The 24,794-nt window shown below is 63.6% G+C and carries 23 protein-coding genes, 1 tRNA gene and 1 pseudogene; 12 read left to right on the forward strand and 13 right to left on the reverse strand.

From position 1 onward, the window contains the following. The first annotated feature begins 6 nt into the window (after window positions 1-6). The 6 genes from ispE (at window position 7) to hisC (ending at window position 4,617) form a co-directional block, all read left to right on the forward strand. Window positions 7-885: a 4-(cytidine 5'-diphospho)-2-C-methyl-D-erythritol kinase gene (ispE, locus tag LDZ21_RS12425; RefSeq protein WP_244793571.1), complete on the forward strand. Its 879-nt coding sequence runs from the start codon at window positions 7-9 to the stop codon at window positions 883-885. A gap of 54 nt (window positions 886-939) precedes the next feature. Continuing rightward, window positions 940-1,016: transfer RNA gene (locus tag LDZ21_RS12430), tRNA-Gln, on the forward strand. Window positions 1,017-1,064: 48 nt separating this feature from the next. Next, entirely contained in the window at window positions 1,065-2,018 is a 954-nt protein-coding gene (locus LDZ21_RS12435; RefSeq protein WP_244793572.1) for a ribose-phosphate pyrophosphokinase, read from the forward strand. A 148-nt stretch (window positions 2,019-2,166) separates the two neighbouring features. Next, a complete protein-coding gene (locus tag LDZ21_RS12440) occupies window positions 2,167-2,781 on the forward strand; it encodes a 50S ribosomal protein L25/general stress protein Ctc (RefSeq protein ID WP_244793573.1) in 615 nt (204 codons plus the stop codon). Between the two features lie 141 nt (window positions 2,782-2,922). Beyond that, complete coding sequence (pth, locus tag LDZ21_RS12445) at window positions 2,923-3,525, forward strand: aminoacyl-tRNA hydrolase (RefSeq protein ID WP_035961801.1); 603 nt, start codon at window positions 2,923-2,925, stop codon at window positions 3,523-3,525. Window positions 3,526-3,546: 21 nt separating this feature from the next. Beyond that, the gene (gene hisC, locus LDZ21_RS12450) at window positions 3,547-4,617 is read left to right on the forward strand and encodes a histidinol-phosphate transaminase (protein WP_244793574.1); all 1,071 of its coding nucleotides are present in this window, start codon (window positions 3,547-3,549) and stop codon (window positions 4,615-4,617) included. 24 nt (window positions 4,618-4,641) lie between these two features. Here the strand turns inward: hisC and LDZ21_RS12455 are convergent, their stop codons facing one another. From LDZ21_RS12455 to rsmD, 4 genes are all read right to left on the reverse strand, one after another. Next, the gene (locus LDZ21_RS12455; protein ID WP_035961803.1) at window positions 4,642-4,899 is read right to left on the reverse strand and encodes a YfhL family 4Fe-4S dicluster ferredoxin; all 258 of its coding nucleotides are present in this window, start codon (window positions 4,897-4,899) and stop codon (window positions 4,642-4,644) included. Between the two features lie 224 nt (window positions 4,900-5,123). Further along, window positions 5,124-5,684 carry a hypothetical protein gene (locus LDZ21_RS12460; RefSeq protein ID WP_244793575.1) on the reverse strand — a complete coding sequence of 187 codons (561 nt, stop codon included), beginning with the start codon at window positions 5,682-5,684 and terminating at the stop codon, window positions 5,124-5,126. A 250-nt stretch (window positions 5,685-5,934) separates the two neighbouring features. Beyond that, window positions 5,935-6,441 carry a pantetheine-phosphate adenylyltransferase gene (coaD, locus tag LDZ21_RS12465; protein ID WP_035961806.1) on the reverse strand — a complete coding sequence of 169 codons (507 nt, stop codon included), beginning with the start codon at window positions 6,439-6,441 and terminating at the stop codon, window positions 5,935-5,937. 127 nt (window positions 6,442-6,568) lie between these two features. Then, window positions 6,569-7,204 carry a 16S rRNA (guanine(966)-N(2))-methyltransferase RsmD gene (gene rsmD, locus LDZ21_RS12470; protein WP_244793576.1) on the reverse strand — a complete coding sequence of 212 codons (636 nt, stop codon included), beginning with the start codon at window positions 7,202-7,204 and terminating at the stop codon, window positions 6,569-6,571. A 215-nt stretch (window positions 7,205-7,419) separates the two neighbouring features. Between rsmD and ftsY the strand changes: the two genes are divergently transcribed. Beyond that, window positions 7,420-8,664 carry a signal recognition particle-docking protein FtsY gene (gene ftsY, locus LDZ21_RS12475; protein ID WP_244793577.1) on the forward strand — a complete coding sequence of 415 codons (1,245 nt, stop codon included), beginning with the start codon at window positions 7,420-7,422 and terminating at the stop codon, window positions 8,662-8,664. Window positions 8,665-8,735: 71 nt separating this feature from the next. Here the strand turns inward: ftsY and LDZ21_RS12480 are convergent, their stop codons facing one another. From LDZ21_RS12480 to LDZ21_RS12490, 3 genes are read right to left on the reverse strand one after another with little or no spacing between them, the layout of a single operon-like run. Next, complete coding sequence (locus LDZ21_RS12480) at window positions 8,736-9,368, reverse strand: LysE/ArgO family amino acid transporter (RefSeq protein ID WP_244793578.1); 633 nt, start codon at window positions 9,366-9,368, stop codon at window positions 8,736-8,738. Then, window positions 9,365-10,009: a maleylacetoacetate isomerase gene (gene maiA / locus LDZ21_RS12485; protein ID WP_035961810.1), complete on the reverse strand. Its 645-nt coding sequence runs from the start codon at window positions 10,007-10,009 to the stop codon at window positions 9,365-9,367. The genes LDZ21_RS12480 and maiA overlap by 4 nt, the downstream gene beginning before the upstream one ends. Next, the gene (locus LDZ21_RS12490) at window positions 10,006-10,704 is read right to left on the reverse strand and encodes a fumarylacetoacetate hydrolase family protein (protein WP_244793579.1); all 699 of its coding nucleotides are present in this window, start codon (window positions 10,702-10,704) and stop codon (window positions 10,006-10,008) included. The genes maiA and LDZ21_RS12490 overlap by 4 nt, the downstream gene beginning before the upstream one ends. A gap of 363 nt (window positions 10,705-11,067) precedes the next feature. Between LDZ21_RS12490 and ybiB the strand changes: the two genes are divergently transcribed. Both ybiB and leuA read left to right on the forward strand, forming a co-directional pair. Then, window positions 11,068-12,039 carry a DNA-binding protein YbiB gene (ybiB, locus tag LDZ21_RS12495; RefSeq protein ID WP_152562537.1) on the forward strand — a complete coding sequence of 324 codons (972 nt, stop codon included), beginning with the start codon at window positions 11,068-11,070 and terminating at the stop codon, window positions 12,037-12,039. A gap of 444 nt (window positions 12,040-12,483) precedes the next feature. Then, the gene (gene leuA, locus LDZ21_RS12500) at window positions 12,484-14,136 is read left to right on the forward strand and encodes a 2-isopropylmalate synthase (protein WP_244793580.1); all 1,653 of its coding nucleotides are present in this window, start codon (window positions 12,484-12,486) and stop codon (window positions 14,134-14,136) included. 18 nt (window positions 14,137-14,154) lie between these two features. Here the strand turns inward: leuA and LDZ21_RS12505 are convergent, their stop codons facing one another. Next, the gene (locus tag LDZ21_RS12505) at window positions 14,155-14,538 is read right to left on the reverse strand and encodes a nuclear transport factor 2 family protein (protein WP_244793581.1); all 384 of its coding nucleotides are present in this window, start codon (window positions 14,536-14,538) and stop codon (window positions 14,155-14,157) included. Window positions 14,539-14,581: 43 nt separating this feature from the next. Beyond that, on the reverse strand, window positions 14,582-15,148 hold the full coding sequence (locus tag LDZ21_RS12510; protein WP_244793582.1) for an acyloxyacyl hydrolase: 567 nt from the start codon (window positions 15,146-15,148) through the stop codon (window positions 14,582-14,584). A gap of 355 nt (window positions 15,149-15,503) precedes the next feature. On the opposite strand from LDZ21_RS12510, the gene rpoH reads away from it, so the two are divergent. Beyond that, the gene (gene rpoH / locus LDZ21_RS12515; protein ID WP_035961936.1) at window positions 15,504-16,439 is read left to right on the forward strand and encodes an RNA polymerase sigma factor RpoH; all 936 of its coding nucleotides are present in this window, start codon (window positions 15,504-15,506) and stop codon (window positions 16,437-16,439) included. Between the two features lie 148 nt (window positions 16,440-16,587). Here the strand turns inward: rpoH and nagE are convergent, their stop codons facing one another. The 4 genes from nagE to nagA form a co-directional block, all read right to left on the reverse strand. After that, complete coding sequence (gene nagE / locus LDZ21_RS12520; protein ID WP_244793583.1) at window positions 16,588-18,366, reverse strand: N-acetylglucosamine-specific PTS transporter subunit IIBC; 1,779 nt, start codon at window positions 18,364-18,366, stop codon at window positions 16,588-16,590. A gap of 63 nt (window positions 18,367-18,429) precedes the next feature. Next, window positions 18,430-21,018 (reverse strand): phosphoenolpyruvate--protein phosphotransferase, encoded by a 2,589-nt coding sequence (gene ptsP / locus LDZ21_RS12525; RefSeq protein WP_244794841.1) that lies wholly within the window; start codon window positions 21,016-21,018, stop codon window positions 18,430-18,432. 12 nt (window positions 21,019-21,030) lie between these two features. Next, entirely contained in the window at window positions 21,031-22,038 is a 1,008-nt protein-coding gene (locus tag LDZ21_RS12530) for an SIS domain-containing protein (RefSeq protein WP_244794842.1), read from the reverse strand. Continuing rightward, window positions 22,028-23,134, reverse strand: a complete 1,107-nt coding sequence (nagA, locus tag LDZ21_RS12535; RefSeq protein WP_244793584.1) for an N-acetylglucosamine-6-phosphate deacetylase — start codon at window positions 23,132-23,134, stop codon at window positions 22,028-22,030. The genes LDZ21_RS12530 and nagA overlap by 11 nt, the downstream gene beginning before the upstream one ends. A 678-nt stretch (window positions 23,135-23,812) precedes the next feature. Here nagA and LDZ21_RS12540 point away from each other — a divergent pair. Then, window positions 23,813-24,031: pseudogene (locus LDZ21_RS12540) on the forward strand (bifunctional helix-turn-helix transcriptional regulator/GNAT family N-acetyltransferase); the annotation flags it as partial. A 117-nt stretch (window positions 24,032-24,148) separates the two neighbouring features. After that, the gene (locus LDZ21_RS12545) at window positions 24,149-24,736 is read left to right on the forward strand and encodes a GNAT family N-acetyltransferase (RefSeq protein WP_244794843.1); all 588 of its coding nucleotides are present in this window, start codon (window positions 24,149-24,151) and stop codon (window positions 24,734-24,736) included. Window positions 24,737-24,794 lie beyond the last annotated feature (58 nt).

Raw genomic sequence — 24,794 nt, forward strand, 5'->3', positions numbered from 1 at the left:
TTTCGCATGTCTTCGAACGAATCGATCCGTGACTGCCTCGCGCCCGCGAAGCTGAACCTGTTCCTTCACATCACAGGCCGGCGTCCGGATGGCTATCATTCGCTGCAGACGGTCTTCCAGTTGCTCGACTGGGGCGATCTGCTGCACTTCAGCCGCCGCGATGATGGCCTCATCGTACGCAAGACGGACGTTCCCGGCGTCGCGCAGGATGACGATCTCGTCGTGCGGGCCGCGCGATTGCTCCAGAAACATGTGGGCAGCCGTTACGGTGTCGAGATCGAGATCGACAAGCGCCTGCCGATGGGCGCAGGCCTGGGCGGGGGGAGTTCCGACGCTGCGACAACTCTTTTGGCGTTGAATCGTCTTTGGGGAGTTGACCTTTCGCGTGAAACTCTGCAGAATCTCGCCCTGCAACTCGGCGCGGACGTGCCGTTTTTTGTCTTCGGGCAAAATGCATTTGCTGAAGGAGTTGGTGAGGCGCTTCAGGCGGTGAAACTGCCCGTACGTTTCTTCCTGGTAGTCACTCCTGATGTTCACGTTCCGACCGCGGCGATTTTTTCGGAAAAGGCCTTGACAAGGAACACCGAAGTCGCCAAAATTACGGACTTTCTTGCACAGCAAAGGTCAGACACAAACTGGCCAGACAGCTTCGGTCGAAACGACATGCAGGCTGTAGTTGCAGGGAAGTACGCGGAAGTTGCCAAGGTGCTCGAGTGGTTTTCCAATCTCGCACCGGCGCGAATGACAGGGTCTGGAGCAAGCGTGTTTGCTGCTTTTGCCAGTCAAGCCGAAGCAGAGATGGCGCAAGCCAAACTGCCGGCAAGCTGGAAGAGCGTCGTAACAGGCAGTCTGGATTCTCATCCTCTCTTCGCTTTCGCGTCATAGGTTTTGTTTTGTCGGGTATGTCCTACACTTCCCGGCAAGATTCAAGTTGAGTGTAGGGGAGTCGCCAAGTTGGTCAAGGCACCGGATTTTGATTCCGGCATGCGAGGGTTCGAGTCCTTCCTCCCCTGCCATTCTTTCTCTAGCATTTCCTCTCGCCTCCAGCCGCAGACAGGTGCACGATGAGCAGTGACGGCCTGATGGTTTTTACTGGCAACGCAAATCCCGCGCTTGCTCAGGAAGTCGTCAAAATCCTTGGAATTCCTCTCGGCAAAGCGATGGTCAGCCGTTTCTCCGACGGCGAGATCATGGTGGAGATACAGGAAAACGTTCGAGGCAAAGACGTATTCGTTCTTCAGTCCACCTGCGCACCGGCGAACGATAACCTGATGGAACTCATGATCATGGTCGATGCGCTCAAGCGCGCATCAGCAGGCCGGATCACCGCAGCCATCCCCTACTTCGGTTATGCACGTCAGGATCGCCGTCCGCGTTCAGCGCGCGTGGCAATCTCGGCGAAGGTCGTGGCGAACATGCTGGAAATCGCCGGCGTCGATCGCGTCATCACGATGGACCTTCACGCCGACCAGATTCAAGGCTTCTTCGACATTCCCGTCGACAACATCTACGCTACCCCGGTTCTTCTTGGCGACCTGCGCAAGCAGAATCACGATCACCTGCTGGTAGTGTCGCCGGACGTCGGCGGCGTGGTGCGCGCGCGTGCGCTCGCCAAGCAGATGAACACCGACCTCGCGATCATCGACAAGCGCCGTCCGAAGGCGAATGTCGCCGAGGTGATGAACGTCATCGGTGAAGTGGAAGGCCGCACCTGCGTGATCATGGACGACATGGTCGATACCGCCGGCACGCTCTGTAAGGCAGCGCAAGTGCTGAAGGATCGCGGCGCAAAGCAGGTTTTCGCCTACGCAACGCATCCGGTTCTTTCGGGCGGCGCGGCGGAGCGCATCACGGCATCGCAACTCGACGAACTCGTCGTGACCGATACCATCCCGCTGTCCGCGGAATCGCTGGCGTGCCCGAAGATTCGGCCGCTGTCGAGCGCGGGCCTGCTCGCGGAGACTTTCTCCCGAATCCGGCGCGGCGACTCGGTCATGTCGCTTTTCGCCGAAGGCTAAAAAGTATTGGCAAGGAACGCGAGGCTCGAGCTTCGCGTTTTTGCATGATCGGCGCGAACGGACGAAGGTTCGCGCCGTTTGTATTGGGACCGCACAATCGATGGTCCCTGTTTCCCTGCCTGGTCGCGGGCAGATCAAGGAGTCACACATGAAAGTCGTCGCTTTTGAGCGTAGCAAGCAAGGTACGGGTGCGAGCCGCCGCCTGCGTAACTCGGGCAAGACCCCGGGTATCGTGTACGGTGGTGCAGCGGACGTTCAACTGGTCGAACTCGACCACAACGCCCTGTGGCACGCCCTGAAGAAGGAAGTGTTCCATTCGTCGATTCTCGACCTGGAAGTCGCAGGCAGCACGCAACAAGTTCTGCTGCGTGATGTGCAATATCACCCGTTCAAGCAGCTCGTGCTGCACGTGGACTTCCAGCGCGTCGACGCGACGAAGAAGCTGCACACCAAGGTGCCGCTGCACTTCATGAATCAAGAGACGAACCCGGCTGTGAAGCTGGCGGGCGCTGTTATCTCGCACGTCGCGACGGAACTGGAAGTGGAATGCCTGCCGGGCGATCTGCCGGAGTTCCTGGAAGTCGATCTGGCCAAGATCGAAGCGGGCCAGACGATGCACGCGAAGGACATCGCACTGCCGAAGGGCGTTGCGCTGACCGCGCACGTCGAAGTTGAAAACCCGGTGGTGGCATCGGCGACCGTTCCGGCTGCGAAGCAAGCTGATGCAGCCGCTGACGCTGCTGGCGAAACGCCCGCTGCCTAAGGCATAGCGGCTTCGCAAGCACGCTGTAGTATCCTCTCGATCCGTTTCTGATGAACGGTCGACGTGACCCGCCGGTGTGCAAGCCCCGGCGGGTTTTTTTCGCACTATACGAAGCGGGCGTGCGGCTCGCGATGATCCGACATGATCAAGCTGATCGTTGGCCTCGGCAATCCGGGCGCCGAATACACCGCGACACGCCATAACGCGGGCTTCTGGTTCGTCGATCAACTGGCGCGCGACGCCGGCGCGACGTTGCGCGACGAGCGGCGTTTCCACGGCCATTACGGCAAGGGACGTTTGCACGGCCACGAGATTCATCTGCTGGAGCCGCAGACGTTCATGAACCGCTCCGGGCAATCGGTGGTTGCCGTCGCGCAGTTCTTCAAGATTCTGCCGGACGAGATCCTCGTCGCGCACGACGAACTCGATCTCCCGCCCGGCACCGTCAAGATGAAGCTCGGCGGCGGCAGCGGCGGCCATAACGGGCTGAAGGACATCTCCGCGCACCTGTCGTCGCAGCAATACTGGCGCTTGCGGATCGGCATCGGGCATCCGCGCGATCTGATTCCAGAAGGCGCGCGGGCGGGCGCCAAGCCGGATGTCGCGAACTTCGTGCTGAAGCCGCCGCGACGCGAGGAGCAGGATGTCATCGATCGGTCGATCGAGCGCGCGCTGGCCGTCATGCCCTTCGTCGTCGCGGGCGAAACCGAACGCGCGATGATGAACCTGCATCGCAATGCCTGACACACGAACCTGGAGCCGACCGTGAGCCGTTTCTGGAGCGATATCGTTCACCGCCTGACGCCCTACGTACCGGGCGAACAGCCCGCGCTGGCGCATCCGATCAAGCTGAACACGAACGAGAACCCGTATCCGCCGTCGCCGCGGGTCGTCGATGCGATTCGCCGCGAACTGGGAAGCGACGGCGCATCGCTGCGCAAGTATCCGGACCCCACAGCCCGCGCGCTGCGCGAAGCGGTCGCGGCGCATCACGGCTTGCGGGTCGAGCAGGTTTTCGCGGGCAACGGTTCCGATGAAGTCCTCGCGCACGCTTTCCAGGCGCTGCTGAAGCACGACAAGCCGATTCGCTTTGCCGACATCACCTACAGCTTTTATCCGGTGTACGCGAAGCTGTACGGAATCGAGTACGAGACGATTCCGCTCGATGACGACTTCGCCATCGACATCCGCGGTTATCGCGCGCCGAACGGCGGCGTGCTGCTGCCGAATCCGAATGCACCGACGGGGCGCGCTTTGCCGCTCGCGGACATCGAAGCGCTGCTGAAGGCGAATCCGGATTCGCCTGTGATCATCGATGAAGCGTATGTGGATTTTGGCGCGGAATCGGCGGTGTCGCTGGTCGACACGTACCCGAATCTGCTCGTCGTGCAGACGACGTCGAAATCGCGCTCGCTCGCGGGCATGCGCGTTGGCTTCGCATTCGGCGATGCAGCGTTGATCGACGCCCTGACGCGTGTGAAGGACAGCTTCAATTCATATCCGCTCGACCGCCTCGCACAAGCGGCGGCGCTCGCGTCATATGAGGATCAGGCGTGGTTCGAAGAGAGCTGCGCGAAGGTCGTGGCGAGCCGTGAACGGCTCATCGCGCGATTGGCGTCGTTGGGATTCGAGTCGGTGCCGTCGGCGGCCAACTTCGTGTTCACGAAGCATCCGGCCCACGATGCGGCTGCGCTCGCCGCCGCGCTCAAGCAGCAAGAAATCTTCGTGCGCCACTTCGCGATGCCGCGCATCGATCTGCATCTGCGCATTTCCATCGGCACGGACGCCGAATGCGATGCGCTCGTCGCGGCTTTGACGGCGATTATCGGCGGTTGAGCGGCTGAGCGCTTGCGGAAGGGCTTACGCGCCCTTCGCCGCCATCAGCGCGTGATACTTCGTCAGCAATTGCTCGGGCGTTTCCGCGTGCGCGGGGTCCCGCGGTATGCACTCCACCGGGCAGACTTGCTGGCATTGAGGCTCGTCGAAATGGCCGACGCATTCGGTGCACTTGTTCGGATCGATCACGTAGATGTCCGGTCCCATCGAAATGGCGTCGTTCGGACACTCGGGCTCGCAGACGTCGCAGTTGATGCACTCGTCGGTAATGATCAGGGACATTGCTGCTACCGGCTTTTCGTTTAAAAACAATGAATTATAGCGCCGGTGCGAATTCGGCGGTGGGTCGGTGTGCTTCTTCGATAGCGCCGTTGGCTAACCGTTCACAGCCGAGAGCAATTTTAAACATCGCGCGCGAACACGCTTCGACTTCCTCTTACAGAACGCGCTCCGCTCGTTAGCCCGTTTAGTTCGATCTCGCTGATTCTCTTATTCGCGGCAATTTCTTAAAGGCCGGTGCGCGCGGCTGCACTTCTCCTCACAAACCAGAGCGCCATTTTCACCGCATACAGGACGATGAGCGCGCCGAGGAAATCGCCGATGAACATGACGAAGAATCCCTCGAAGAGATGCTGCGGCTCTCCACGCAACGCAAACCAGATGTGATGCAAGAGCGGATTAGCGATCGAATAAGCCAGCGCAAGCATAAGCAGGCGCTGCGCCGTTAGATTCGACAGTGAAGCCTTCAATCCGTACCACTCTCTCGCCAGCCGATACACGGCATAAGGCGCCACCGCCGCAATTATTCCGCCAGCGAATGCGCGAACCGGATCGTGAGGGAAGAAATAGAAAAAGCTGACGAGCCAGCTTGCCAGCAGCAAGCCCACGGCGCCATCGCCGCCTAGCAGAAGGGTGCTAAGAAGCCTGACGCCGGATGGCAGATAAACCCAGTTGATACCGCGCACGAATTCCGTATGCGTGAAGATCTCCTGATTCACCCAGAGGGCCAATACAAATATTAGCGCTGTGCCCAGCACCGCGAAGACATGCAAACGCAGGTTGGACATGGTTGAATGTCGACCACTGGTTGTTTGCGACAGTGCATCATGGTTTGGGCGGTCATTACTGTCCGAGCAACCACACTGAATGACGCGCCCCGCCGATACCACGTACCTTTTCTTCGACTTGCCGATGCTTTGCGCGGCCAGCCTTCAATGCCCTCGAAGAGCGAGCGGAGTTCCGCGCGGCATATAACGGCGCAAAGTCAGTTCAACTCGACCGCAACACTTCACGCCCGCATCGAACCGCAGCTCATGCTCACGGCGTCGTCGGATTGTTTTGCAACGCATCGGCGACCTTGTCCATCAGCCGCTTTTCCACCGATGGAAACACGAACTTGCTGACATCGCCGCCAAGCTGCGCGATCTCGCGCACGATGGTGCCGGAAATGAACTGGTACTGATCGGACGGCGTCATGAACATCGTCTCGACGTCCGGCAGCAGATAGCGGTTCATCCCGGCCATCTGGAACTCGTATTCGAAGTCGGAGACGGCGCGCAGCCCTCGCACGATCACGCGCGCGTTGTTCTTGCGCACGAAGTCCTTGAGGAGTCCGGTGAAGCTGCTCACTTGTACGTTCGGATAGTGGCCGAGCACGTCGTGGGCGATGTCCAGCCGCTCCTGCAGCGTGAAAAACGGCTTCTTCGCGCGGCTGTCGGCCACGCCGACGACCAGCGTATCGAAAATGCTCGATGCGCGCCGCACGATGTCTTCATGCCCGCGCGTCAGCGGGTCGAACGTTCCCGGGTACACGGCGACAACCATGAGCTTCTCCTCTTGTATTTACCTTTGGGCCGCTGGCTGCGACCGTTATTCTCCGCGCTTCCCCGATCGATGCCGGCACCGGCAGGCGCCACTGCTCCCCGCGCTGCGCCGGATCGACGAAGGCGCATTATTCCTCATTTTGGCGACGCAGCAAATGATAGCGGACCGCTCCCGCCTTGCCCTCGCGAACGACGCTCCAGCCGGCCAACGCGTCGATGCTGCCCGGTTCCAGCGTCTCGCCGCATTCGACGTAAATCGCCCCATCGGGCGCAGCGAGCGGCGCGGCGAGTTCGAGCGCCCGCGAAAGCAGCGCTTCGTCGCCGAACGGTGGATCGAGGAAGATCACATCGAACGAACCGGGCGCGAGACGGGCCGCGAGCCGCAGCGCATCGGCTTCGGCTATTTCGATGTTGCGCGCATCGAGCCGCGCCTGGTTCGCCTTCAACTGCGCGGCGGCGCGTCCGCTACGCTCGACCATCAGCACACGCGCCGCGCCGCGCGACGCCGCTTCGAATCCCAGCGCGCCGCTGCCGGCGAAGAGATCGAGGCAGCGTTGTCCGCTCAGGTCCTGCCCGAGCCAGTTGAACAGCGTCTCACGCACGCGGTCGGGCGTAGGGCGCAACCCGTCGAGATCGAGCACGGGCAGCGGCGTGCGTTTCCAGTTTCCGCCGATGATGCGGATCGTATGCGGCTTGCTGCCTCGCGACGGCGCGCGATTGGGGGCGGCGAATGCGGATGAGCGTGGAGCGGAGGAACGGGGCATGAGAAGAAGTGGTGATATCGGCGCGCGCCGCCCGGCATTGACCGCGCGGCGCGTAATGAAAGCCAACGTTACCACAGCCGGATAGCGCACAAGCGCATCAGGCCACGCCTGATAAAATAGCCGGCTTCCATCTTCCTGCGCGGGCCGTCGCGCGCGGCGTTCGTTCGAATGCACGCGAGGCCGTCGAATGACGCGCGCTTCATCGTCACAGACCCATGTTCAGCTTCTTCAAACGATTCAAAAAGCCGGCTGACGAGCCGCTCGATACGTCCGCAGAGGAAACAGCGGAAGCGGCGGACGAAGAAGCGTCCGCGCCCGTCATCGAAGCGGAGCTGGACCGCGAACCCGCGGTGGACGCCGCGATTCCGGCCGACGCGCCGCTCGCCGCCGACCCGGAACCCGCCGAGGAGACCGCGACCTCTGTCGCGCCTGTTTCTCCCGCCGCCGGTGAAGCGCCGAAGCCCTATTGGCAAGGCCGCACCCAGTCGCAATGGGTGCGCGGCCCCGAGACCGACGAGGCGAGCGAGGAAATCGTCCCGCCGCCGGAGCCGGATGCCGCCGCGAAGAAATCCTGGATGTCGCGGTTGAAGCACGGCCTGTCCAAAACAAGTTCGAGCCTGACGGGCATTTTCGTCGGCGCGAAGATCGACGAAGACCTTTACGAAGAGCTCGAAACCGCGCTCCTGATGTCCGACGCCGGCGTCGATGCCACGGAGTTCCTGCTTGAATCGCTGCGCGAGAAAGTGCGCACGGAGCGCCTGACGGACGCATCGCAGGTGAAGGCCGCCTTGCGTGCGCTGCTCGTCGACCTCTTGCGTCCGCTCGAAAAGTCGCTGATGCTCGGCCGCGCGCAGCCGCTCGTGATGATGATCGCGGGCGTCAACGGCGTCGGCAAGACGACGAGCATCGGCAAGCTGGCGAAGCATCTTCAGAGCTTCAATCAATCCGTGCTGCTCGCGGCCGGCGACACCTTCCGCGCCGCCGCCCGCGAACAGCTGACGGTCTGGGGCGAGCGCAACAACGTCATGGTCATCGCACAGGAAAGCGGCGATGCGGCCGCGGTCATCTTCGACGCCGTCGGCGCGGCGCGCGCTCGCAAGATCGACGTGATGATGGCCGACACCGCCGGCCGTCTGCCGACGCAATTGCATCTGATGGAAGAACTGCGCAAGGTGCGCCGCGTGATCGCGAAGGCGATGCCGGATGCGCCGCACGAAGTGTTGCTGGTCATCGACGCCAACACGGGACAAAACGCGCTCGCGCAAGTGAAGGCGTTCGACGATGCGCTCGGGCTGACCGGTCTCATCGTGACGAAGCTGGACGGCACGGCGAAGGGCGGCATTCTCGCGGCCATCGCGCGGCAGCGTCCGATTCCGGTCTACTTCATCGGCGTCGGCGAGAAGGTGGAAGACTTGCAGCCGTTCAGCGCGAACGAATTCGCCGACGCGCTGCTCGGCTAAGGTTCCTGGTCAAGCATCCAAGAAAAAGGGCGTTCGCAAGAACGCCCTTTTTGCTTGACGCGAAGACCTGCTCAACGCGACAGCGCCAGCGCCGCCGCGATCCACCACATCACGCAGCCCACGATCACATCCAGCACGCGCCACGAGACGTCCTTGCGAAACCACGGCTCCAGCAAGCGCGCACCGAAGCCGAGCGCGGTGAACCACACGATCGACGAACACATCGCGCCCGCCGCGAACCACGCATTCGCAGGCCAGCCATGTTGCGCGCCGATCCCGCCGAGCAACACCACCGTATCGAGATAAACGTGCGGATTCAGCAGCGACAACGCGAGCACCGTCGATGCCGCGCCGAGCGCCGTCTGGGCTTCGCCATCGGATGCGTCGAGATGTCCCGGCCCGCGCCACGCCGCCAGAAAAGCGCGCAGGCCGTATAAGCACAGGAACACCGCGCCCGCCCAGCGAATGACTTCCAGCAGAACCGGCGCACGCGCGATCAGCGCGCCCATTCCGCCGACGCCGAGCGCGATCAGCAAGACATCGATGCTCGCGCAGATCGCCACGACGATGCCGACGTGCCGCCGCTTCAAGCCTTGCCGCAACACGAAGGCGTTCTGCGCGCCGATCGCCATGATGAGGCTCGCGCCGAGTCCCGCGCCCGACAGATAGCTCGGGAGCGCCCCTGCCGCCACCGCAGCCGTCATTCGGCGTCGGGCTGCTGCGCGGGGGCCGCGCGTTCGAAGGCGTCGAGCTGATTCGCGTTGTCGGCGATGCGCTCGATCGTCGGATACGGCGCGAGGTCGATGCCGAAGCGGCGGGCGTTGAAGACCTGCGGCACGATGCAAAGGTCGGCGATGGTCGGCGTGTCGCCGAAGGTCAGCTTGCCGACGCGCTTGTCACCCGCGAGTCGCTTTTCGAGCGATGCGAAGCCCGTCTCCACCCAGTACCGATACCACGCGTCCTTTGTTTCATCGGGCACTTTCACCTGATGCTTCAGGTACTTGAGCACGCGCAGATTGTCGAGCGGATGAATCTCGCACGCGACCTGCATCGCGACCGAGCGAACGAACGCGCGATCCGACGGACCGCGCGGCAGAAGCGGCGGCTCGGGATGCGTCTCGTCGAGATATTCGATGATCGCGAGCGATTGCGTCAGCACGTCGTCGCCGTCGACGAGCGTCGGCACGATGCCATCGGGATTCAGCGCGCGGTATTCCGGCTTCAATTGCTGGCCGCCGTCGCGCAGCAGGTGAACGGCCTCGTAGTCGTATCCGAGGCCCTTCAGATTCAACGCGATGCGCACGCGATACGCCGCCGAACTGCGAAAGTAACTGTAGAGCTTCATACGACGCGCACGGAGAATTCGCCGATGCCCTCGACGCCGCCCTTCAACAGATCGCCCTTTACGACCGCGCCGACGCCTTCGGGCGTGCCGGTGAAAATGAGATCGCCGGGGAAGAGTTCGAAGAGCGTCGACAGATACGCCACCGTCTCGCCGACCGACCAGATCAGTTGCGAGATGTCCGAGCGCTGCTTTTCTTCACCGTTGACCGTCAGCCAGATCGCGCTCTTCTCCAGATGCCCGACCTTCGATACCGGATGGATGGGGCCGAGCGGCGCGGAGTGATCGAAACCCTTCGCGGTATCCCACGGACGGCCGAGCTTCTTCGCTTCGGCTTGCAGATCGCGGCGCGTCATGTCGAGACCGAGCGCATAGCCATAGACGTAGTCGAGCGCCTTGTCGGCGGGAATGTTCTTGCCCTGTTTGCCGATGGCCGCGACCAGTTCCATCTCGAAGTGCAGGTTCTTCGTCTGCGACGGATACGGGAATTCGCCCGTGCCGCCCGGCGCGACATAGAGCACCGCATCGGCGGGCTTGCTGAAGAAGAACGGCGGCTCGCGGTCCGGGTCGTGACCCATTTCGCGCGCATGCGCTTCGTAGTTGCGTCCGACGCAGTAGATGCGGCGCACGGGAAACTGCTCGTCCAGTCCGGCGACCGGCACCGTCACTGCGGGCGCCGGGGGAAACACGTAGCTCATCCTGTTCTCCTGTCGAGAACGAAGCGGAAATGCCATGCGCCGCCCCGGTCTCATGCAACTCGGTTGCTGTTATTCGATGCTGGCCCGAGAAAGCGCGGCCTGCGAGAAGAACGAGTGTAACGCGCGCCGGATAATCGTGGCGAGCCTTGACTGGCGTGAGTCCGCGAGCTTTCGCCGGCCCTTCGGCAATCCTTCGGAATGCCGCGCAAGGCCGTCCATCCCGCCGGCTTCGCGCCGCCGGGACGGTCGCCAATGCTTGCCAGCGACGCTCAAATGCGATACGAGTGTCCTTTCCGGACCTTCAACCTAGCGACGGCGACGCTCACGACCCCGGAACTGAACGCCCGTTTGCGCATGCTTCCGATGAACGACACCCAAGCCTCCCCTTTCGCCTGCGCACGCTACATCAAGGAAATCGGCCGCGGGCCGAACGGCGCACGCGCGCTGTCCCGCGACGACACCTACACGCTCTACGAAGCCATGCTCGATGGCCGCGTCTCCGATCTCGAACTCGGCGCGGTGCTGCTTGCTTATCGCGTGAAGGGCGAGACCGCCGCCGAGCTTGCCGCGATGCTCGCGGCGGCGCATCGGTCGTTCGAGCCGCTGCATGTGCAGGAGGGCCGCGATCACGCCCGCCCGGTATCGATTCCGAGCTACAACGGCGCGCGCAAGCAACCGAATCTGACGCCGCTGCTCGCGCTTCTGCTTGCCCGCGAAGGCGTGCCGGTGCTGGTGCACGGCGTCGTCGACGATCCCGGCCGCGTGACGAGCGCCGCGATCTTCGCCGAGCTGGGCATTCCGCACGCGGCATCGCCGGATGAGATCGAGGATAGTCTCGCATCCCGCCGGCTCGCTTTCGCGCCGGTCACCTCGCTCGCGCCGAAGCTTGCGCGCCTGCTCGCGCTCAGGCGCATCATGGGCGTGCGCAACTCGACGCATACGCTCGTCAAGATTCTCCAGCCGTTCGCGGAGCCGGGCTTGCGCCTCGTGAACTACACGCATCCGGAATACCGCGACAGCCTGACCGATCTTTTCACCGATCATCCCGATGCCGCGCAGGGCGGCGCACTGCTTGCGCGCGGCACCGAAGGCGAAGCGGTGGCGGATACACGCCGGCAAGTGCAAGTCGACTGGTTCCACGACGGCCGCGTCGAGACGCTGCTGTCGCCCGAGCGTTCTCAAGCGGACGCGCCCGCCGTCGAGATGCCCGAATCGCTCGATGCCGCGACCACCGCGCGCTGGATCGAGGACGTGATGCGCGGCGACGTGGCCGTGCCGCCGGCGGTCTTGCGTCAGGTTGAAGTCATCGCGGATATCGTGCGCAGGCCGGTTTAGGCCTCCGCAAAAAAGTCAGCAGCCGTTTGACACATTCTTCTACGCTGGTTTAAAGTGAGCCGATGAGCTTCACCCAGCCCTCCTCCCTCCGAATTATTTCGGGCCGCCTAGCGCGGCCCCTATCGCTACGTCTAGCGTAAGTCGCCAGACGTAGCGCCGTGCGTCGCCAGGCGCGCGGTCCTGCCAGCAGTTCCCGCAGTTCCTTTCCTTACCACCTGTAGTCGTCAGCTTTTCGTTCGCACATCCCGCGAAACGAGAACGCGAGGGTCAAATGCACGCTACTTCGCGCACGTTCACGTTGGTCGCAGGCGTCACCATCGCCGGTGCGCAATGGGACCGTGTGCGCGGCTTCGCAACATGTGCATCGCGCCGCAGCCGGCCAGCCGCCGGCCGCGGTTCCTCTCGCAGGCGCTACGCAGACTGTTCCAAGAGAGATCGACGACCATGATGCCGAACCCCGCCGAGAAATACCGCCCGTTCCCGCAAGTCCGTCTGAATGGCCGCCGCTGGCCAAATCGCACGATCGAGAAAGCGCCCATCTGGATGAGCACCGATCTGCGCGACGGCAACCAGTCGCTGATCGAGCCGATGAGCATCGCCGCGAAGCTCGAGTTCTTCGACATGCTGGTGGCAACGGGTTTCAAGGAAATCGAGGTGGGGTTCCCGTCGGCGTCGCAAACGGACTTCGATTTCGTGCGTAAGCTGATCGACGAAAAGCGCATTCCCGACGACGTGACCATCGAAGTGCTCGTGCAGTCGCGCCGCGAACTGATCCAGCGCACATTCGAGGCAGTCGAAGGGGCGAGCAAGGTCATCGTGCATCTCTATAACGCGATCGCGCCGTCATTCCGGCGCATCGTGTTCAATCAGTCGAAGGATGAAGTGAAGGCGCTGGCCGTCGAAGGCACGCGCATCATCAAGGAATGTGCGGCGGCGCGGCCCGGCACGCACTGGACCTACCAGTATTCGCCCGAGACGTTCAGCATGACGGAGCTGCCCTTCGCACGCGAAGTCTGCGACGCCGTCGCGCAAATGTGGCGTCCGACGCGCGAACACAAGATGATCGTGAATCTGCCGGCGACGGTCGAATCCGCGACGCCCAACGTCTTCGCCGACCAGGTCGAGTGGATGGACCGCAACATGGGCTATCGCGACTGCATCGTCTTGTCGGTGCATCCGCATAACGATCGCGGCACGGCGGTCGCCGCAGCGGAACTGGCGATCCTCGCGGGCGCGGACCGCGTCGAAGGCTGTCTGTTCGGCAACGGCGAGCGCACGGGCAACGTCGACCTCGTCACGCTCGCGCTGAATCTCTACACGCAGGGCATCGATCCGGGCCTCGATTTCTCGGACATCGACGCCGTGCGGCGCGTCGTCGAGCGATGCAATCAGTTGCCGGTGCATCCGCGCCATCCGTATGCCGGCGATCTCGTCTTCACCGCGTTCTCGGGCTCGCATCAGGACGCAATCCGCAAGGGCTTCGCGCAGCGCGTGCCGGGCAGCGTGTGGGAAGTGCCGTATCTGCCGATCGACCCGGCCGATCTCGGCCGCAGCTACGACGCGGTGATTCGGGTCAATAGCCAGTCCGGCAAAGGCGGCGCGACCTACTTGCTCGAACGCGGCCTGGGCTTTACGCCGCCGCGCCGCGTGCAGATCGAGTTCAGCCATGCCGTGCAGGCCGTCGCGGACGAATCGGGCGAGGAAATCAGCGGCGACGCGATCTGCGCCCTTTTCAAGCGCGAATACTTCGATGCGGGCGGCGCGGTATCGCGCGTGGATGCGGCGACGGCGTCGGTTTGCGGCGAGCGCATCGCGATGCCGCCCGTGTCCGGCGCGGCGAGCGAGGAGCATTACGCGCAGGCGGTTGCGTCGTCACTGGGCGTCGAGGCAAGTGTGAACTGGTTCGAATCGACGAAGACAACGAGCGGCGATACGGCCGTGTTCGTCGGCTGCCGCGTCGCGGATGAGCCGACGCGCTTCGGCGTCGCGGTGCATGCGAATCCGGCGCTCGCCGTCGTCGATGCCGTCATCAGCGCGGTGAACCGGTCGCGGCGGATCGTGAAGGATGCGCGGCGGGACGAGCCGGTGGAGGCATGACCGGCGCGGCGCGCGCGGCTATTCGAGGGCCACGCGCGTCGCCTGAAGCGCGAGCATCAGCCATTGACCGTCGGTCTGAACGTGAATCGCGGTATAGGCGACGGGAAAGAGCAGCGCGCCGTTCTTCGATTCCATCTCGATCAGCGCCCGGCCCGACACGAGGCAACTGTCGCGGCCGGCTGCGACCACGTCCTGCGACTGAATTTCGATCTGGCGGTAGCGGCGGCGGCCCGCGGTGATTGCGTCGATGAACTGACGCTTGGTCTCGCGCTTGCCGTTCGTGTGCACGTAGCTGGCGTTCTCGGCGAGCAGCGCCTCCAGCGTCGCGCCGTCGCCTTCGACCATCGCGCGAAAGCGGTCGCGCTCCAGGCCGCGGATGACCTCGAAGGTTTTTGCGGGCATCTGTCGATTCCCCTCGCCAAGGAACCGATGCGCCGGCGCCTCGTCAAAAGTTGTATTGCAGATAAATCTGGCTGAAATTTATACCAGGATTCGGCTCTTTGATACCGGCGTTCGACACATGCTGGAAGCGGAAACCGGCCTGATAGTTCTGCTTCGCACCGAAGATCGCGCCGACGCCGACCATATCGGCGAACTGGAACGCCGACGATACCGTGAAATATGGCGTGATGCGCGTGTGCGAAAGCAGCCTCACGCCGACACCCGCCTCGATGAACGGACGGATATAGCCGGAGCTTTTCACGAATCGCAGAACGGGCGTCACGCCGATTTCCCAGATGTTCGGATTGACCGCGTAGTCCAGGGTCGAATGCCAGTATCCGACGTGGCCCTCGCCGAGCAGCGTGAAGTGAAAGCCGCCGATCTCCCACCAGGTCAGGCCCGGATCCCAGACCACGCCGAGGTCCGCCTTCCGGATATCGCGGTCGGACACCCCGCCCGTGATCTGCAGGCCGAACCGGTCGGCATGCGCCGCCGCCGAAACGAGACCGAGCGAAAGCGCGAGCGCGCCGCGACAAAACACACTGCGCCAGAGATCTTTGCTTTTCTGCATGAGCGCCCCATATAAGGGTTGAGTTTCATGTCCGCATGACGGGATCGGCAGATTGTATGTGGATTGATAAAAATTTGCACAAAGCCACATTGGCGATTCATTTATTTGAACAAAGCCTTTCACAGGCGAATAAATGCGGTAATTAAGTAGCCGCTAGAGATCGAATCGGTAATTTCGACTTTTCCGCCGGCCCTGCGCCACTATCGAACTCACAAAGTTGATAGCTTTGTGGGAACTCTCACGTTGTTCCCCCCTCTAACACTTAGCACTCGTTGGAACGGAGTGCTAATATCGTGGCTGACTTGCCGCCGCCGTTCTGGCTGTGGGCAAGTCATTTGAAAAGGAGCTTATGAGCGTGACCAATGCGATGACCCTTCCGAATGTAGTGGGCTCGGCGCCTGCCAAGGCATCTTCGGCAGGCGCGCTGACGTACGCACAGTCGTCGATGCTGACCGGCCAGATCGGCAACATCGATTCATACATACAAGCAGTGAACCGCATTCCGATGCTTTCGCAAGCGGAGGAACGTCAGTACGCAACCGAATTTCGCGAGCACGGCAATCTCGACGCGGCGCGGCAGCTCGTGCTTTCGCACCTGCGTCTCGTGGTGTCCATCGCCCGGAACTATCTGGGCTACGGCTTGCCGCATGCTGATTTGATTCAGGAAGGCAATATCGGTCTGATGAAGGCCGTTAAGCGCTTCGACCCAGAGCAAAACGTGCGCCTCGTGTCGTACGCGATGCACTGGATCAAGGCCGAGATTCACGAATACATCCTGCGCAACTGGCGCATGGTGAAAGTCGCGACGACCAAGGCGCAGCGCAAGCTGTTCTTCAACCTGCGCAGTCACAAGACCGGGCACGCGGCGTTCACGCCGGGCGAGATCGAAGGTCTCGCGAGCGAGCTGAACGTGAAGCGCGAGGAAGTCGCGGAGATGGAAACGCGTCTGTCGGGCGGCGATATCGCGCTCGAAGGCCAGGTCGATGACGGCGAGGAAGCGTTCGCGCCGATCGCCTATCTGGCGGACTCGCATAACGAACCGACGAACGTCATCGCCGCGCGCCAGTTCGACAAGCTGCAAAGCGATGGTCTGTCGACCGCGCTGGAGTCGCTGGACGACCGTAGCCGCCGCATCATCAAGGCGCGCTGGCTGGACGTGCAGGACGACGGATCGGGCGGCAAGACGCTGCACGAACTGGCCGACGAATTCGGCGTGTCGGCGGAGCGCATTCGCCAGATCGAAGCCAGCGCGATGAAGAAGATGCGCTCGGCGCTGCACGATTACGCGTAACGCCGCGTAGAGGCTGTAGCGGAAGATCGAAGCCCGCTGTCGAAAGACAGCGGGCTTTTTTTTCCACGCCCGCTTTGCAGTGCCGCTGGTCAAAAAAAAAACGGCGCTCCCGAAGGAGCGCCGTTTCTCGAAACAACAGCTTGCCGAATCAGGCCGGCATCGGTGCAGCGCCGCCGCCGTTATCCGACAGACGCGTGCTCAGCTGTGCGGCATATCGCTGCGCCGCCGCGCCCACGACGATGTGGAACGTATCCGCCGACACCCACGCGACATCCAGTTGCGACAGACGCTGACGATCCACCGACGACGGATCGCGCACGACGACACGCAGGCGCGTCTGCGCGACGGCATCGAGCGAAACGACGTTCGTCGCACCGCCGAACACCGCGATCCAGCGCAGCGGGTCCGGATCGAGCGGACCGGCGGTGTGGTCAGCCACGCTTGCAGCGGCGACAGGCTGCGCCGGGGCCGACGAGGCCGGCGTCGCACCGCGCGTCGAGGAATGCTCGAGTTCGCCACGAATTTCGTCCGCGATCAGGTCCGCTTCCGGTCCGATGATGACCTGCACGTTGGTCTTGCCGCGCTTCAGCACGCCGCGCGCGCCGATGGACTTCAACTGCGGCTCGGACACGGCTTCCGCATCCACCACCGACAGACGCAGCCGCGTCGTGCAGGCGTCGACGAGCGTCAGGTTCGACGCGCCGCCCAGTGCCGCGATGTACTTGCCTGCACGCGTGCTGGCCGCAGCCGGCACGGTCTCACCCGGAACGAAGCCGCCGACCGGGGTGGCATCGGTTTGGGCGTCGGTCGTGGCGGGTTCGCGGCCCGGCGTCGCCATGTTGAACTTGCGGATGAAGAAGCGGAACAGCCCGTAATACACGATGCCGTACACGAGGCCGAGCGGAATCGCCATCCAGCCGCGCTGCGACAAACCGTAGTTCAGCACGTAGTCGATCGCGCCCGCCGAGAACGTGAAGCCGAGGTGAATGCCGAGCGCCGAGCAGATTGCCAGCGACAGACCGGTCAGCACCGCGTGGATGCCGTAGAGCACCGGCGCGAGGAACATGAAGCTGTATTCGATCGGCTCGGTCACGCCCGTGAGGAACGCGGTGAGCGCCATCGAGAACAGCAGGCCGCCGACGACCGCGCGGCGCTCCTTCGGCGCTTCGTGGAACATCGCGAGACACGCGGCGGGCAGGCCGAACATCATGATCGGGAAGAAGCCGGTCATGAAGCCGCCCGCGCTCTTGTCGCCCGCAAAGAAGCGATGCAGGTCGCCGTGCACCACCGCGCCGCCATCGGCAGGCGTGTAGGAGCCGAACACGAACCACGCGAGCGAATTGATGATGTGATGCAGCCCCGTCGCGAGCAGAATGCGATTCAGCACGCCGAAAACGAAGGTGCCGAGCGCGCCTGCCGTCGTGAGCCAGTTGCCGGCTGTATCGATGCCGAGCTGCACCGGCTTCCAGACGAAGCCGAAGAGAATGCCGAGAAAGAGGCACGCGACCCCCGTGGCGATCGGCACGAAACGCTTGCCGCCGAAGAACGCCAGATACTCGGGGAGCTTGATGTCCTTGAAGCGGTTGTACATGTATCCCGCGACCATCCCCGCGATGATCCCCGACAACACGCCCATGTTGAGCTTGGCGTCGATGTCCTTCATGACGGCCGTTTCGATCAGATAACCGATCGCGCCGGCGAGACCCGCCGTGCCGTTGTTGTCCTTCGCGAAGCCGACTGCGACGCCGATGGCGAACAGAAGCGGCAGATTCGAAAAGATGGCGTCGCCGGCGTCGGCGATCATCTTGATGTTGAAGACGTCGGGCTGGCCAAGACGCAGCAGCAGGCCGGCCACCGGTAATACGGCAATCGGCAGCATCAGCGCGCGGCCTAGGCGCTGCATCTTTGCAAACGGGTTAGCGTCCATCGGGTTCTCCAAAAATATAGGTCTTGTCGGTGCTGCTCGGGGTTGTACGACAGTCGGTGCCGTTTAGTCCTGCGGCCAGATTTCGCGGCTGGCCGCTCTTACTGCCTGAGCCGATTGGAGCGCGAGCACGTCTTCCGCGCGCTGACGGCAAAGCTGGTAGTCGAGATTGCGCACGCGCGCCTTGATGCCCGGCACGGCGGACGGATCGACCGACAATTCCGTCACGCCCAGGCCGACGAGCAGCGGCACCGCGAGCGGATCGCCGCCGAGCGCGCCGCACACGCCGACCCACTTGCCATGCTTCTCCGCGCCCTGCACCGCCGCCTTGATGAGCCGCAGCACGGCCGGATGCAGGCCGTCGGACTGTGCGGCGAGATCGGGCTGGCAGCGGTCCATCGCGAGCGTGTACTGCGTCAGATCGTTGGTGCCGATCGAGAAGAAATCGGCGTATTTCGCAAGTTGATCGGCGAGCATCGCAGCCGACGGCACTTCGATCATCACGCCCACTTCGATCGCATCCGTGCGGCCCGCTTCGCGCGCCAGTTCGTCGATGCGCGCGCGCAGCCGCTGCAATTCGCCGGCGTCGGTGACCATCGGCAGAAGAATGCGGACCGTGCCCGCCGGCTTGACGGCGAGCAGACCGCGCAACTGGTCGTCGAGCAGATCGGGGCGCACCCGCGCGAGACGGATGCCGCGCAAGCCCAGCGCCGGGTTCTCTTCGGGCGGCAGCGTCAGATAGTCCACTTCCTTGTCCGCGCCGACATCGAGCGTGCGGATGATGGCCGAGCGCCCGGCGAGCGCATCGACGATGTCCTGATAGCTCGACGCGTGCTCCGTGACCGTCGGCGCAGCGTGGCGGTGGATGAACAGGAGTTCCGTGCGCAGCAGCCCGACCGCGTCCGCGCCGTTCTCGACGGCGGCCTTCGCGTCGTCGAGCGTGGCGATATTCGCGGCGATTTCGATGTGACGCCCATCGCGCGTCGATGCCGCCTCCTGCGACATCTTGCGATTCGCCTCGCGCACACTCGCGAGCCGTTCGCGCTCATGACGCGCGCGTTCGACATCGAGCGCGGTCGGCGCATGTTCGAAGCGTCCCGCCGATGCGTCCACGACCACTTGCGTGTCTTCCGGAATCGCGTGAAGCGCATCGCCAATCGCGACGAGCGCCGGAATGCCCATCTGACGCGCGATGATCGCCGCGTGCGACGTCGCACCGCCGCGCGACATCACGAGCGCGGTGACACGCGTCCGGTCGATCGACGACAGGTCGGACGGCGTGAATTCGGTGGCCGCGAGCACGGCTTCGTCGGGCAGCGCGCGCGCCGCCGTATTCGTGAGGCCGAGTGCGCGCAGCACGCGCTTTTCGATGTCGCGCAGGTCGGCGGCGCGTTCGGCGAGCAGCGCGTCGTTCACGTTGTTGAGCAACGCGATTTGCGCGCGGATCGACTCGCGCCACGCGAAGCCCGCGCTCTTGCCGAGACTGATCAGATCGCGGGCGGCGTCGACGAGCGTCGGGTCTTCCAGCAGCACGCGATGCACCGCGAAAATGCCCGCTTCACCGACCGCGCCGCGTTGCGAGGCGGTCCGCACGGTGTCCTCGAGCTCCGTGTCCACTTGTGCGATCGCGCGGTCGAGCGCCCGGCTTTCGGCCGCCGAAGGTCCGCTCGCTTTTTCCTCCGGCACGATCTCCTGATCGTCCCAGCGCACGAGTTTTCCGACCGCGATGCCAGGCGCGGCGCACACGCCGGCCAGCATGTTCGGCGGCAGCGGTTGCGCGGAAGCACGAGCCGCAACCGGCGCGGGCGATTTCTCGCGCGCCGGCGTCTCTTCGACTTCGCCTTGAGCGGCGCGCAACAGCTCTGTCGCGACGGCATCGACCGCTTCCTGCGCCTGCGCGCCCATGCCGACGAGCTCGATGGTCGCGCCTTCGCCTGCGCCCAGACCGAGCAGGCCGACGACGCTTTCCACCGACGCCTTGCGGCCCTGGTAACGCACTTCGACCTTGGCGTCGATGCCGCGCGCCGCTTCCCGCGCCCGCGCCGCCGGACGCGCGTGCAAGCCGCCCGCGTGCGCCAGCGTGACGCTGCGCCGCGCTTCATTGACGACGTTCGACGACGACAGCGCCGCCTGCGCCGCCGCGCCTTCCTTCGCGCGCAGCACGAGCATGCGCTCGCCCGCCTTCACCACGCCGCGGCCGGCGCGCTGAATGACATCGAATGCATCGCCGTTGGCGATCGCGATGACGGAAACGAGGCTGGGTGCGTGCTGCGCGACGAAATCGGCGTCGAATTCGATCAGCGGCTGGCCCGCGCGCACCGACGCGCCCTGCTCGACCTTCGGCGTGAAGCCCTTGCCGCCCAGTTCGACCGTATCGATGCCGATGTGCACGAGGATTTCCGCGCCCTGCGTGGTGCGCAGCGTGACCGCGTGATGGGTGCGCGCAAGATGGGTGACCGTGCCATCGCAAGGCGAAACGAGCACGTGATCGAGCGGGTCGATGCCGATGCCGTCGCCGAACATGCCCTCGGCGAATACGGGGTCGGGCACGTCGGCGAGCGGGACGACGGGGCCGGTGAACGGAGCGAGCAGAACGACGTCGCTCGGGTTATCGGCGGTGGAGGAATTCAGCAAAGACTGCTCGGCACGGCGCATCGTCTTTCTCACTCAATGGGTTTCGGTGACTTTGTTCAGGTGGCGCGGCGCGTCGGGATTGCGCCCGCGTGCGGCGGCCAGACCGGCGGCCATCACATAGAACGAAAGAATTGCGGCGATCGGATCGAGCGCCGGGTGATCGGTTGCGACGAGCGGCAGTTCCGCGTCGGCCACGTCGCTCGGCGCGGCGAGCAGCACGCGGGCGCCGCGTGCGCGCATGTCGGCGGCAAGCTGGATCAGGCCAGCCTGCTCCGGTCCGCGCGGCGCGAAGACGAGCAACGGATAGTCCCGATCGATGATCTCCATCGGGCCATGACGCACTTCGGCGCTCGAGAACGCTTCCGCCTGAATGCCCGACGTCTCCTTCAGCTTCAACGCCGCTTCCTGCGCGATGGCAAGGCCAAGCCCGCGCCCGATCACGATCATGCGATCGACGTTCTTCAGTTCGTCGACGGCGCGCGTCCAGTCGAGCTTGCCCGCCGCGCGCAGCGCGTCCGGCAGCGACTTCAGCGCGTTGAGCAATTCGACATCGCGCTGAACGTGCGCGATCACGATTGCCGACAGCGAGAGCATCGCGATATAGCTCTTGGTCGCCGCGACGGACAGTTCCGGTCCGGCGAGCAGCGGCAAGTACCATTCGCACGCGGTTTCGAGCGGCGAACCCGGCACGTTGACGGCCGCAACGGTGAACGCGCCCGCATCGCGCAGCGCCTGCATGGTGCCGACGAGATCGGGGCTCTTGCCCGATTGCGAGAAGGCGACGGCAAGCTGACCGGACACGCGCAGCGGCGCTTGCTGGAGCGTGGCGACGGACATCGGCAGCGAGGCGACGGGCACGCCGATGCGGCTCATCGTCAGGCTTGCGAAATAACTGGCGGCGTGGTCCGAACTGCCGCGAGCGACGGTCAACGCGACATGACGCGGCTGCTCCGCGAGTTTCACGGCCAGCGCTTCGATGCGCGAGGTATCGGCGAGCTGAGCCGCGACGACATCCGCGGACTCCAGCGCCTCATTGAGCATATTCGACAAGCGATTCTCCTTCGACATACGTGGCGGTCAGCGCAAAGTCCCGGTCGAGCACGACGAGATCGGCCCATGCGCCACGCGCGATGCGGCCGCGATCTTCGAGCCCGAGATAATCGGCGGGAAAGCGTGACAAGCGGTTGGAAACGTCCGCGAGCGGAATGCCCAGCGAGACGAGATTACGGAGCGCCTGATCCATCGTCAGGGTGCTGCCTGCGAGCGTGCCGTCCGCGAGGCGCACGCCGCCCATGCATTTGGTCACGTGCTGGCTGCCGAGGCGATATTCGCCGTCCGGCATGCCGGCCGCCGACGTGCTGTCGGTGACGACGTAAAGACGCGGGATCGCGCGCATCGCGGCGCGGATCGCACCGGGATGGACGTGCAGCAGGTCGGGGATCAGTTCGGCGTACTCCGCATGCGCGAGCGCCGCGCCGACCATCCCGGGATCGCGATGATGCAGCGGGGACATCGCGTTGAACAGATGCGTGAAGCCGCGCGCGCCGTGTTTGAGCGCGTTGACGGCGTCGTCGTAAGTGCCGAGCGAATGACCCAGTTGCACGCGCACGCCGCGCGCAGCCATCTCGGCGATCACTTCCATATGCCCCGAAATCTCCGGCGCAATGGTCACGACACGGATCGGCGCGAGTTCGAGAAATTTGAGCACTTCGTCGCGCACCGCGACGGCGGCCGCGTCCGGCTGCGCGCCCAGCTTGCCGGGATTGATGTACGGTCCTTCCAGATGCACGCCCAGCACGCGCGCACCGTTCGCGGCGCGATATTTGGCGCGTTCGCCCAGGCTGGCGACGACGTCCATCAGTTCGTCGCGCGGCGCGGTCATCGTCGTGGCCAAAAGGCTCGTCGTGCCGTGCTTCGCGTGCTCGCGGGCGACGGTATCGGCTGCGTCGCCGCCCTCCATGATGTCGCGGCCACCTCCGCCATGCACGTGAAGATCGATGAAGCCGGGCAGTATGAACGGCGCGTCATTGATCGACGGATCGGCGATATGACCTTCGAGCGCCGTGACACGGCCGTTTTCGAAACGCACGGAGCCGTGGATCCATCCGTCGTTCGTCAGTATGTTTCCTTTCAGCATGAAGTTCTCTGGAAGTGCGCAATGCGTGATGAGGTTCCGGGCCGTTCGCGCCATGCTGCGAGCAGGTTGACTCGCGCGTACTTCAATAAGCGCGAGCGTGCGGACGGCGTCATTAGGTCCTCTTGTTGTCTTCGTTACTCTCTTCGGAATCCGTGCGAATCGCGCGATGCAGGCTTTGGCCGGCCCGGGGAGGCCGCTGCCGCTGCGACGCGGGTTCATTGCCGCCGAGCAGCGGTCACTGAAAAGGCAGCGCCGTGCGCCTTTTGCTGCTCGCGCAACGCCTGAATTCAGGGCGTTGCGTCAAATGCGAATGGGAACCGCAGGCTTTTGTGCATCACATTGGATGGTTTCCGCCGCGAACGGTGAAAGCCCACATCTTTAAGTGGAGCCCATTATATAACCAACATAATACCAGTCAATGTCTGCCAAATAGCCGTACGCACCGCTGGAATCCTGCTCATAATCAATAAGTTACAGATTGATCCGCGTGTGCTTTCGGAGAATAATTGCCATGAGGACTTACCCGCATAAACCTGGCTGGTCTGCTCGATTGTCGATTGCACTAGAATTCGGGCATGCGCGCATTCGCACGATCGTGCTTTCTTTGGCACAATGTGGGCATTAGTTCGGAATCGCAATTAATTAATCAAAACCAGATTTCTGAGAGAGCGAAGGCAGATGGGCTGTTTTGATCCGAGTCGGGGTGTTGAAGCCGTCAGGCGCTTCAACCGGTTTTACGCGCGCCACGCGGGCGCTTTCCATGAACGGCTTCACAAGAGCCATTTTTCGCTCACCGAGGTGCGCATTCTTCACGAGCTTGCGCACGATCGCGCGCACACCGCCGCCGATCTTTCGCGCAATCTCGGGCTGGATACGGGCTACCTCAGCCGTCTCATCTCGAACTTCCAGAAGATGGGGCTCGTGGTGCGGCGCAAGAACGAGTCGGACAGGCGCGCGCACCTCCTGTTCATGACAACCGAGGCCAAAGCCAAAGTCGATGAACTCGACCTTCACGTGTCCACGGAAACGGCCTCGCTTCTCAACCGGCTGGCCCCCGGCGAGATCGAGCAGTTGTCGTCGGCGATGGCGGATATCGAACGGCTGCTGTCGCCCTCTTCCGCCGACGTCGTCACGCGCCTGCGCAGTCCGCGGTGCGGCGATTTCGGCTGGATGATCGAGCGTCACGCGCTGCTCGACGTATCCGAAGGGGCGTGCCTCCTGAACGAGACTCACGCGGCCGACGTCATCGCACGCTTTTTGCACGCCATGCAGACGAACAAGCCGGGCATCGCGTGCTGGGTGGCTGAGCAGCAAGGCGCCGCTCGCGTCGGTGCGGCGGTGTTGAACGCGGCGTCGGAAAGTCAGGCGCGCATTGAACTGCTGTTCGTCGAGCCGGGCGCACGGCGTTGCGGTCTGGGCGAAAGCCTCGTCGCGGCATGCGCGAACTTTGCGCAGGGCGCGGGCTACGAAAGCGTCGTCTGCGAAATCGACGATGCGCGCGAGGATCTGTGCGCCCTCTTCATGCGCAGCGGCTTCAAGCTGCGTCAGGATGAAACAGGCGTTGTCTGGGAGCGCGAGCTGCGGCGGATTTACGCCGAATGACGGACTGATCCGCGCAATAAAAAACGGCGTCCGTTGGACGCCGTAGAAACAAGAGGAC

It is taken from the genome of Caballeronia grimmiae (assembly GCF_022879615.1).
GTDB lineage: Bacteria > Pseudomonadota > Gammaproteobacteria > Burkholderiales > Burkholderiaceae > Caballeronia > Caballeronia grimmiae.

Excerpts from the sequence above, each read along its gene's own strand:
- ispE (WP_244793571.1), top strand. The coding sequence starts at position 7 with ATGTCTTCGAACGAATCGATCCGTGACTGCCTCGCGCCCGCGAAGCTG.
- LDZ21_RS12435 (WP_244793572.1), top strand. The coding sequence starts at position 1,065 with ATGAGCAGTGACGGCCTGATGGTTTTTACTGGCAACGCAAATCCCGCG.
- LDZ21_RS12440 (WP_244793573.1), top strand. The coding sequence starts at position 2,167 with ATGAAAGTCGTCGCTTTTGAGCGTAGCAAGCAAGGTACGGGTGCGAGC.
- pth (WP_035961801.1), top strand. The coding sequence starts at position 2,923 with ATGATCAAGCTGATCGTTGGCCTCGGCAATCCGGGCGCCGAATACACC.
- LDZ21_RS12455 (WP_035961803.1), bottom strand. The coding sequence starts at position 4,899 with ATGTCCCTGATCATTACCGACGAGTGCATCAACTGCGACGTCTGCGAG.
- LDZ21_RS12460 (WP_244793575.1), bottom strand. The coding sequence starts at position 5,684 with ATGTCCAACCTGCGTTTGCATGTCTTCGCGGTGCTGGGCACAGCGCTA.
- coaD (WP_035961806.1), bottom strand. The coding sequence starts at position 6,441 with ATGGTTGTCGCCGTGTACCCGGGAACGTTCGACCCGCTGACGCGCGGG.
- rsmD (WP_244793576.1), bottom strand. The coding sequence starts at position 7,204 with ATGCCCCGTTCCTCCGCTCCACGCTCATCCGCATTCGCCGCCCCCAAT.
- ftsY (WP_244793577.1), top strand. The coding sequence starts at position 7,420 with ATGTTCAGCTTCTTCAAACGATTCAAAAAGCCGGCTGACGAGCCGCTC.
- LDZ21_RS12480 (WP_244793578.1), bottom strand. The coding sequence starts at position 9,368 with ATGACGGCTGCGGTGGCGGCAGGGGCGCTCCCGAGCTATCTGTCGGGC.
- maiA (WP_035961810.1), bottom strand. The coding sequence starts at position 10,009 with ATGAAGCTCTACAGTTACTTTCGCAGTTCGGCGGCGTATCGCGTGCGC.
- LDZ21_RS12490 (WP_244793579.1), bottom strand. The coding sequence starts at position 10,704 with ATGAGCTACGTGTTTCCCCCGGCGCCCGCAGTGACGGTGCCGGTCGCC.
- ybiB (WP_152562537.1), top strand. The coding sequence starts at position 11,068 with ATGAACGACACCCAAGCCTCCCCTTTCGCCTGCGCACGCTACATCAAG.
- leuA (WP_244793580.1), top strand. The coding sequence starts at position 12,484 with ATGATGCCGAACCCCGCCGAGAAATACCGCCCGTTCCCGCAAGTCCGT.
- LDZ21_RS12505 (WP_244793581.1), bottom strand. The coding sequence starts at position 14,538 with ATGCCCGCAAAAACCTTCGAGGTCATCCGCGGCCTGGAGCGCGACCGC.
- LDZ21_RS12510 (WP_244793582.1), bottom strand. The coding sequence starts at position 15,148 with ATGCAGAAAAGCAAAGATCTCTGGCGCAGTGTGTTTTGTCGCGGCGCG.
- nagE (WP_244793583.1), bottom strand. The coding sequence starts at position 18,366 with ATGGACGCTAACCCGTTTGCAAAGATGCAGCGCCTAGGCCGCGCGCTG.
- ptsP (WP_244794841.1), bottom strand. The coding sequence starts at position 21,018 with ATGCGCCGTGCCGAGCAGTCTTTGCTGAATTCCTCCACCGCCGATAAC.
- LDZ21_RS12530 (WP_244794842.1), bottom strand. The coding sequence starts at position 22,038 with ATGCTCAATGAGGCGCTGGAGTCCGCGGATGTCGTCGCGGCTCAGCTC.
- nagA (WP_244793584.1), bottom strand. The coding sequence starts at position 23,134 with ATGCTGAAAGGAAACATACTGACGAACGACGGATGGATCCACGGCTCC.